Origin of the sequence: Geminicoccus sp. (genome assembly GCF_035556675.1) — a bacterium.
In the GTDB taxonomy this organism is placed as follows: Bacteria; Pseudomonadota; Alphaproteobacteria; order Geminicoccales; family Geminicoccaceae; genus Geminicoccus.
The window spans coordinates 1-8110 of sequence record NZ_DATMFZ010000158.1; the positions used below are offsets into that span (position 1 = coordinate 1).

Genomic DNA, 8110 nt, shown 5'->3' on the forward strand with positions numbered 1-8110 from the left:
GGATTGCCCGCCGGCGCCGCTTCACGACCGAGCAGAAGCTGGCCCTCGTGGCCGAGTCGATGCAGCCCGGCATGTCGATCAGCTACGTGGCCCGCCAGCCCGGGCTCTCGCCGAGCATGGTGTTCCGCTGGAGGCGGCTGATGAGCGAAGGTGGCCGAGAAGCCATCCGTGCCGATGACGAGGTCGTTCCGGCCGCGGAAGCACGTCGGCTCGAGGAACGGGTGCGTGATCTGGAACGGCTGCTCGGCAAGAAGACAATGGAGGTCGAGATCCTCAAAGAGGCACTCGAGCTGAGCCGGTCAAAAAAACCGATCTGGCGGTCCAGCTCTGCGTCCAAGGACGGTTCGCGGTGAAGGCCGTGACCGACACGCTGGGCGTGGCCCGCTCCAACCTCGTCGAGCGCCTGAAGGGCAGTCGCGCCAAGCGCGGTCCGCAGGTTCGGGATGGGGATCTGGAACTCGCCGCCGAGATCCGCCGCCTGGTCGATGCACGGCCGACCTATGGCTATCGCCGGATCACCGCGCTGCTGAAGCGAGCGCCGCCATCTGGCGGTGCGATCAACCACAAGCGCGTCTACCGGCTGATGAAGCAGCACGGCCTGCTGCTCGCCAGACATACCGGTCGCCGTCGCCAGCAAACTCATGACGGCAAGGTGGTGACCCTGCACTCGAACACGCGCTGGTGTTCGGATGCGATGGAATTCATCTGCTGGAACGGCCAGGTGATCCGGATCGCCTTCGCCATGGACTGCCACGACCGCGAGGTGATCGCCTGGGCAGCCACCACGGCTGGGATCTCCGGCGAACTCATCCGTGACCTGATGATTGCGTGCGTCGAGCGGCGCTTCGCGGCCATCCGGACGCCTCATCCGATCCAATGGCTGTCCGATAACGGCTCGGCCTATGCCGCAGCCAAGACCATCGAGCTGGCGACGGCACTTGGGCTTGCCCCATGCTTCACGCCCGTCGAGAGCCCGGAAAGCAACGGCATCGCCGAGGCGTTCGTGAAGACCTTCAAGCGCGACTATGTTCGGGTGAACCCGATCCCTGATGCCGCCACCGCCCTGGCTGCCATCGACGGATGGATGATCGACTACAACGAGGTCCATCCCCATAGCCGGCTCGCCTATCGCTCACCCAGCGAGTATCGACGAGCTACGTCCCAATCTGCCACGTGTCCGGTCTGACGGGGGCAACTCCAATGGGATTGCCCCTGAACTGACCGGACAGAGTCTCGCGCCTAGGGAGGTAGAGGCTTATGGCCAACCGTATGACCAGCTCCTTGGATCGCGTTGAGATCATCATCTCGGTGCAGCGGTGACGCTACTGGAGCGCCGCCCACCGGTGCCGAAGAGATGGTGGTGCCTGCCTCCGACTACCGGGCGCTCCAGAACCAGATCCGGAAGTTGCAGTGGCTGCCCTGCCCCCAGGGGCTGGTCCGGCTCGGCCATTCCGAGGAGGGCCATGAGGCCCTGCACGTGCCGGGCGAGTTCCCGCTTCGCATCGAGCGCCGGTGACCGCAGCTTCCGAGACCACTCCATGAAATTGCCCGCGCAGGCTCGAGGCCATTCAGCAAAGGTCCCGAAGCCTGGTTCACCGGCACCGTCCCGATCGACCCGCTCTTCAACCATTTCGATGCCGAGCGCGTGCAAGGACCCGGGCGACCTTCGAGCCCGGCACCCATACGGGCCTAGCACATCCACCCGCTCGGTCAGACGCAGATCGTCGTGGCGGGCCTCGGCCGGGCGCAACGCGAGGGCGGCCCGGTCGAGGAGATCCGACTTGGCGACGTCGTCTGGTTCGCCCCGGGCGAGCAGCACTGGCAGGGGCCATTGCCGCAAACCGTGATGGCCCACATCGCGATCCAGGAGATGAAGGACGCAGGGCCGTCGGCTGGATGGAGCACGTCACCGACACCAGCACGACACCTGACCATTCCACCGGACATCGAGCGAAAGGACAGGAAATGCTGGCAACCGTTCTCTACGGCCCGCGGACATCCGCTGCGAGGACGTCGCCATCGCGGCCTGCAGCCCATGGACGAGCCCATGCACATGGGCCACGAATATTGCGGTACCGTGGTCGAGGTCGGCAGTGACGTGCGGACCGTCCGCCCCGGGCAGTTCGTGGTGGGATCCTTCTGCATCTCCAACAGTACCTGCCCGCATTGCCGGTTCGGCTTCCAGTCGTCCTGCGTGCAGCACGAGTTCATGAGCGGCGCACAGGCACCCTACGCCCGCGTCCCACTGGCGGACGGCACGCTCGTCGCCACCACGGAAGCTCCTTCCGCCTTCGTGCCGGACCTGCTGGCCGCCTCCGACGTGCTGAGCACCGGCTGGTATGCGGCCGACGCCGCCGGGGTGCGGGACGGTTCGACCGTCGTCGTGGTCGGCGACGGTGCAGTGGGCTGATGGCCGTGCTGGCGGCCAAGGAAATGGGTGCCGGGCGCATCATCGCCATCAGCCGTCATGAGAGCCGCCAGAAGCTCGCCCGCGACTTCGGTGCCACCGACATCGTGTTCGAGCACGGCGAGGAGGGGATCGCGCGCGTCATGAACCTGACGGCGGGTGTGGGCGCCGATGCGGTGCTGGAATGCGTCGGCACGATGGAATCCTTCGCCCAGGCCCTGGATTGCGCGCGCCCCGGCGGCGGCATCGGCTATGTCGGCGCTCCGCATGGCGTCTCCTTCGACGGCCAGCAGCTCTTCTTCGGCCAAAAGCGCATGCTCGGCGGACCGGCACCCGTTCGCCGCTTCCTGCCGGACCTGATGGACCGGGTGCTCCAGGGCGGGATCAATCCCAGCAAGGTCTTCGACCTCGAGCTGCCGCTAGCGAAAGTCACGGAGGGCTAACCGTGCCATGGATGAGCGGCGCGCGATCAAGGTGCTGCTCACGGTTTGAGCAAGATCTCGGCTATTTTCGCTCTCGACAAGTCGAATGGAGAGAGCGGACCCCCGAAGTACTCACCCTTGTCTGGCCCCTACCGCCGACCGGCTCCTGGCCTCGTTCACCGCGGAGCGGCCGGTCGGGCGGATCAACTGGGAGAGCGAGACCGACCAACTGTTCCTACCGGCCCATCGGGCGCGCCGTCCGTTCGATCCGGAGCAGCCGGTCGAATGCCAGCTTCATCTTCGGATCGAACGCCAGACCCTGCGCCGGCTGCAGCGTCCCGGCGACATCCTGTTCACCATCCACACCACGGTCATGCCCTTCGGCACCGCAGTCGCCCGGCCCGGCCACGCCCGGACTCTGGCCCAGCGGATCCGCGAGAGGCCGGAGCGGATGGCCCGCTACAAGGGCTTCCACGTCATGGGCCCGCCGCTGCTCACCCGGCTGGACCGGCTGGCCGGGAACGAGCTGCCGGCCGGCGGGCCAGGGTAGCAGCACCCCCGCTTCCGGCAGCTTCACGCTGCCGAGGCTACGGCCCATGAGCCTGGCCGGGTTCTCGCCCGGCATCACCAAGCCCGGCGCCACCAGCTCGAAGCCGAACTGGCGATAATAGCCGGGATCGCCCACCAGATAGACGTGCTGCCAGCCCTCCTGAGCGGCCCGATCGAGGCTGCGCGCCATCAGCAGCCGGCCGATCCCCTGCCCCCGCCGGGCCGGGTCGATCGCCAGGGGGCCCAGCAGCAGACAGGCCCTGGCGCCCACCAGCAGCGGCCAGTAACGGATGGCCCCCACCATGCCGGCACGGTCGTCCAGCGCCACCAGGCACAAGGATCGGACGGGCGGTACGCCGAACCGGTAGCGGTAGGAGATCTTGCGCCGGCGATCGCTGCCGAACGAGCGGTCGAGCAGCAGTTCGATGGCAGGCCCATCCAACGGGGCCTCGGGCCGGACCGACAAGGAGGACATGGCTGTTCCCCAACCTGGGGGGAGGACGACGCTCGGACCGCAGGCCCTCCGGGGCGCATGCGGCAGGACGGCGAGGCCGGCTCGGGCTCACCGTATCAGAATCGTCGTCGCAGATCCCACGACAGGAGGAACAGCGTGTCGTACATGCTCTGGGCGTATCGGGCCAGTTCCTGCACCTGTCAACTCCCGGACTGCAGTTCGTCCAGGAGATCGGGCAGGCGGAGCATCTCCCCGAACACGATTTCGGCGCCCGCATTGCGCAGGCGCTGCTTCCAGCGCTCGCTGCCGGCATGGCGGCCGCCCGTGAAGCCCAGCGGCGTCATGCCGGCCGCCACCGCGGCCTGGACCCCGGCGGGGCTGTCCTCGATCACCACGCAGCGCTCAGGCGCATGGCCGAGCGTCGCCGCGGCGTGCAGGAACAGGTCGGGGGCCGGCTTGCCGCGCGCCACCATGGACGAGCTGAACAGATGCGGGTCGAGCTTGGGCAACAGGCCGGTGATCTCGAGCGAGCGGCGGATGCGCGCCGGCAGGGAGGAGGAGGCAACGCAGCGCGGCAGGGTCAGCCGGTCCAGGCACTCGGCAATGCCGGGAATGGCGACCAGCTCGGTCTCGAACGCTTCGACCACCTCGGCCTGCAGCTGCTTGCCCCAGTCTTCGGGCAGAGGCCTGCCGAGCTTGCGCTCGATGATCTCGTTGGCGCTCTTCTGCGAAAGGCCCACGAACAGTTCCAGCGCCTCGTCCAGCTCGATCGGCCAGCCGAGCAGATGCAGCGCCTTGACCTCGCGGCCGATGGACACGAACTCGCTGTCCACCAGGACACCGTCACAGTCGAAGATCACGAGGTCGAAGCGGGACAAGCAGACTCTCCTGGACATGAAGTGCCCAAGCGGGCGGAAGGATCGATCGAGATCGGTGCAGGGCTAGATCGGCTCGGGATTGAGGCCGGTGATCCACTGGTCCTGGCCGCGCAGCTCCCGGGCACGGCGCAATGCCCAGCCTACGGTGGGAAACGCCAGCTCGTCCCAGGGAATCTCGTCCCAGCCGATCAGTCGGACCTCCTGGCTCTCAGGGCCGGGCGCCACCTCGGCATCGACCAGCCTCGCCCGGAACAGGATCTGCACCTGGGCGATCCGCGGCATCGAATAGACCGCGAGCACGCCCTCGATCTCGATCCGGGCGCAGGCTTCTTCCCAGGCTTCGCGCGCGGCACCCTGCTCCACGGTCTCGCCGGTCTCGAGCCAGCCGGCCGGGATCGTCCAGTAGCCGACCCGCGGCTCGATGGCCCTGCGGCAAAGGAGCAGCCGGTCGCCCAGCGTGCACACCGAACCTACCACGATCTTGGGATTGACGTAGTGGATGGTGGCGCAGCGGGTGCAGACGAAGCGCTCACGATCGTCGCCCTCGGGCCGGGACAGCACGACATCGGCGCCGCAGGTGGCACAGAAGCGCACGTCCGGTTCAGCCGGCCGGCTTCTTGAACAGCGCGTCGGCTGCACGCCGCACGTCGTCCCGGCGAGCGATCTCGGCGTCCAGCCGCCCGACCTCGACCTTCAGCCGGTCGCGCAACCTAGTCATCTCCTCCACCGACAGGCGGGCGAGATCACCTGGAACGGTCAGGTCCTGCGTGCGCCGGAACCGTGGCTCGTCGTCGTCCTGCATGGTCTCCTCACCTGATCCTGCCCGGGCGCGGATAGTCGGCCGCGCCGTCGAACTTGACAAGGTGGCGATGGCAATGCTCGCGAGTGGCCAGCCCCTCGAGGGCACGTCCTGCACCGCCCCCCTGCCCGGCCCCGGCCGGCCCGGGCATCCTGGAGTCCGATCATGGCCGAACCGGCGCGCCGCTACTTCCCGGTCCACTGGGACCAGCTCCATCGTGACGCCAAGGCGCTGTCCTGGCGCCTGGCGAGCCTCGGCCCCTGGCGGGGCATCATCGCCGTCACCCGCGGCGGCCTGGTGCCGGCACACATCATCGCCCGGGAGCTGGACGTGCGGATGATCGATACGATCGGCATCTCGTCCTACGATCATCAGGATCAGCGCGAACCCGAGATCGTCAAGCCGAGCGTGGCGGCCGGCGATGGCAGCGGCTGGCTGGTGATCGACGACCTGGTCGACACCGGCCAGACCGGCAAGATCGTGCGCCAGCTCCTGCCCAAGGCGCATTTCGCCACGATCTACGCCAAGCCGCTGGGCCGCCCCCTGGTCGACACCTTCATCACCGAGGTGAGCCAGGATACCTGGATCCTGTTTCCCTGGGACAGCGAGCCGACCTATGCGCCGCCGGCCTCGGAGCGGCTGCGCGCCGGCACGCCCGGCGAGTAGGCTTGGGTCCCCCGCCCGCTGCCCACCCCCGCTCCGAGGGGCGCGGACAGCGGGCGGGCCGGCTCAGATCCGTCCCATCAGCACCAGGATCAGGACCACCAGCAGGATCACGCCCAGGATGCCGGTCGGCCCATAGCCCCAGCTGCGGCTGTAGCCCCAGCTCGGCAAGGCGCCGATCAGCAGCAGGATGAGGATGATCAGCAGAATCGTACCGAGCATGAACAGCACTCCGATCGCGCTCCGGCCACCGCCGTCGGGTGGACCGGGGCATAGGCCACGGGGAAATAACCAACCAAAATAAGTGTGGTTCCTGCCCCGGGCGGCGCGGCTGTGTGACGGGGTACTCCCTGCTGCACTCAGCTGGTCGAGACCAGCCCGCCATTGCCGAAGCGCATCCACTCCACGTTCACGAGCACGCTCAAGCCGTAGTCGACCTCGCCGTCACCGACGAACAGCACCGCCAAGTTGCCGCCGTCCTGCTTGACGATCGTGTAGTTGGACTGCGGTCCGTTGAAGAGGGCGATGTCGGTGCCCGCACCGCCGTTCAGCACATCGTCGCCCGTGCCGCCGTGCAACGTGTCGTTGCCGTCGCCCCCGTAGAGCTGATCGTTGCCGAAGCTGCCGCGCAGCACGTCGTCACCAGCATCGCCGTGCAGGATGTCGTCGCCTGCACCGCCGGCGATCAGGTCGTTACCGGCACCGCCGAAGACCGTGTCGCTGCCGCTGCCCCCGTCCAGGTCGTCGTCGTCGGCACCGCCATAGATCAGGTCGTCGCCGACTCCGCCGCGCAGCTGGTCGATGCCGCTGTCGCCGTAGAGCACGTCGTCGCCGACCCCGCCGAACAGGAGGTCCCGGCCGCTGCCGCCGTGCAGCTCATCGTCATCCTCGCCGCCCTTGAGGAAGTCGTCGCCGTCGTCGCCGGCCAGGTAGTCGTTGCCGGCACCGCCATCGAGCGTGTCGTTGCCGGCACCACCCAGCAGACGGTCGTCGCCCTGGCCGCCTGCCAGGAGGTCCTGGCCGAGCCCGCCCAGGATGATGTCGTTGCCGGCACCGCCGAACAGAACGTCGTTGCCGCCCTTGCCGTCGATCACGTCGTCGCCGTCGCGTCCGGCCACCACGTCGGCACCCTCGGTCGTGGGCCGTGTGGCAGCACGGGCACCCGGCAGCATGATCTCCGAGCCGTTCGCCTCGAAGCGGGCGAACTCCACCCGGGCCGCGACATTGCTGTAATAGTCCAGGATCGCGATGCGGCTGCCGCCGCCATAGCTGATCACCAGGTCGTTGCTGTCCAGCCCGTCGGCGGCCTGCCCGCGTCCATAGGTGACCGCCGAGGGTGCCACGTTCTGGCCGAACACGATGGTGTCCGCCTGGCCGCCAGTCTCGACGATCGTGTCGAACCCGTCGCCGGCGCTGAAATAATAGCGGTCGTTGCCGGCGCGGCCTTCCAGCCGGTCGTTACCGCCGCCGCCGACGATATTGTCGTCGTCGTCCGAACCCAGCAGATGGTCGACCCCGGCCGAGCCGGTAAACGTCAGATTGTCCGCGGTCAGCGGCTGCACCTGGCCGGTGCCGGCGTAGCGGATGCTCTCGATCCGGCCATTGCCGCTGCCGCTGAAGAAATTGTCGACCCGGATGACGTCGGTCAGGCTGTAGAAGATGAAGAGCTGGTGCTCGGCGGTAGCACCCAGCGTCGCATAGGCCCGGCCGTCGCCGCGCCACAGGAACACGTTGGCCGGATCGACGCCGCTCAGCTGGATCTGGTCGATGCCGCCTGTGTCCTGGATCACGTCCATCCCGTCGCCGGGCTTGAACGTGTAGACGTCGTTGCCGCCCAGGCCGCGCAGCACGTCGGCGCCGGCCGCACCGTTGATCACATCGTTGCCGGCAGTGCCTGCCAGCGTATCCGCACCAGCCGTGCCGGAGATGTTCGCCACG

Annotated in this window: 9 protein-coding genes and 3 pseudogenes; 6 read left to right on the forward strand and 6 right to left on the reverse strand. The window is 68.0% G+C overall.

Features of this window, described 5'->3' with window-relative positions; genetic code table 11:
- Positions 1-2 precede the first annotated feature (2 nt).
- The 5 genes and pseudogenes from VNS22_RS11850 to VNS22_RS28555 all read left to right on the forward strand — a co-directional run bounded on the left by VNS22_RS11850 (position 3) and on the right by VNS22_RS28555 (position 3379).
- A protein-coding gene (locus tag VNS22_RS11850) for an IS3 family transposase (RefSeq protein ID WP_325732647.1) occupies positions 3-1186 on the forward strand; the annotation gives its coding sequence in 2 pieces (ribosomal slippage) (positions 3-300 and positions 300-1186; 1185 coding nt in all).
- Positions 1187-1354: 168 nt separating this feature from the next.
- A complete protein-coding gene (locus tag VNS22_RS11855) occupies positions 1355-1516 on the forward strand; it encodes a hypothetical protein (protein WP_325732649.1) in 162 nt (53 codons plus the stop codon).
- A gap of 27 nt (positions 1517-1543) precedes the next feature.
- Positions 1544-1914 (forward strand): annotated as a pseudogene (locus VNS22_RS28305) ((R)-mandelonitrile lyase); the annotation flags it as partial.
- Positions 1915-2017: 103 nt separating this feature from the next.
- Positions 2018-2899 (forward strand): annotated as a pseudogene (locus tag VNS22_RS28310) (zinc-binding dehydrogenase); the annotation flags it as partial.
- Positions 2900-2935: 36 nt separating this feature from the next.
- Positions 2936-3379, forward strand: coding sequence for a heme-dependent oxidative N-demethylase subunit alpha family protein (locus VNS22_RS28555; RefSeq protein WP_414653346.1), 444 nt, complete (start codon positions 2936-2938; stop codon positions 3377-3379).
- Positions 3380-3487: 108 nt separating this feature from the next.
- Here the strand turns inward: VNS22_RS28555 and VNS22_RS28560 are convergent.
- The 4 genes and pseudogenes from VNS22_RS28560 to VNS22_RS11885 form a co-directional block, all read right to left on the reverse strand.
- Positions 3488-3853 (reverse strand): annotated as a pseudogene (locus tag VNS22_RS28560) (GNAT family N-acetyltransferase); the annotation flags it as partial.
- A gap of 179 nt (positions 3854-4032) precedes the next feature.
- On the reverse strand, positions 4033-4710 hold the full coding sequence (locus tag VNS22_RS11875) for an HAD family hydrolase (RefSeq protein ID WP_325732656.1): 678 nt from the start codon (positions 4708-4710) through the stop codon (positions 4033-4035).
- Between the two features lie 63 nt (positions 4711-4773).
- Entirely contained in the window at positions 4774-5304 is a 531-nt protein-coding gene (locus tag VNS22_RS11880) for an NUDIX hydrolase (protein WP_325732659.1), read from the reverse strand.
- Between the two features lie 7 nt (positions 5305-5311).
- On the reverse strand, positions 5312-5512 hold the full coding sequence (locus VNS22_RS11885) for a DUF1192 domain-containing protein (RefSeq protein WP_325732661.1): 201 nt from the start codon (positions 5510-5512) through the stop codon (positions 5312-5314).
- Positions 5513-5674: 162 nt separating this feature from the next.
- Between VNS22_RS11885 and gpt the strand changes: the two genes are divergently transcribed.
- Positions 5675-6175, forward strand: a complete 501-nt coding sequence (gene gpt, locus VNS22_RS11890) for a xanthine phosphoribosyltransferase (protein ID WP_325732663.1) — start codon at positions 5675-5677, stop codon at positions 6173-6175.
- Between the two features lie 63 nt (positions 6176-6238).
- Here gpt and VNS22_RS11895 read toward each other — a convergent pair whose 3' ends face one another.
- Together VNS22_RS11895 and VNS22_RS11900 are read right to left on the reverse strand one after the other, a co-directional pair.
- Positions 6239-6394, reverse strand: a complete 156-nt coding sequence (locus VNS22_RS11895; protein ID WP_159718411.1) for a DUF3309 family protein — start codon at positions 6392-6394, stop codon at positions 6239-6241.
- Between the two features lie 137 nt (positions 6395-6531).
- Positions 6532-8110, reverse strand: a 1579-nt coding sequence (locus VNS22_RS11900; protein ID WP_325732666.1) for a calcium-binding protein, incomplete at its 5' end; no start/stop codon positions are given.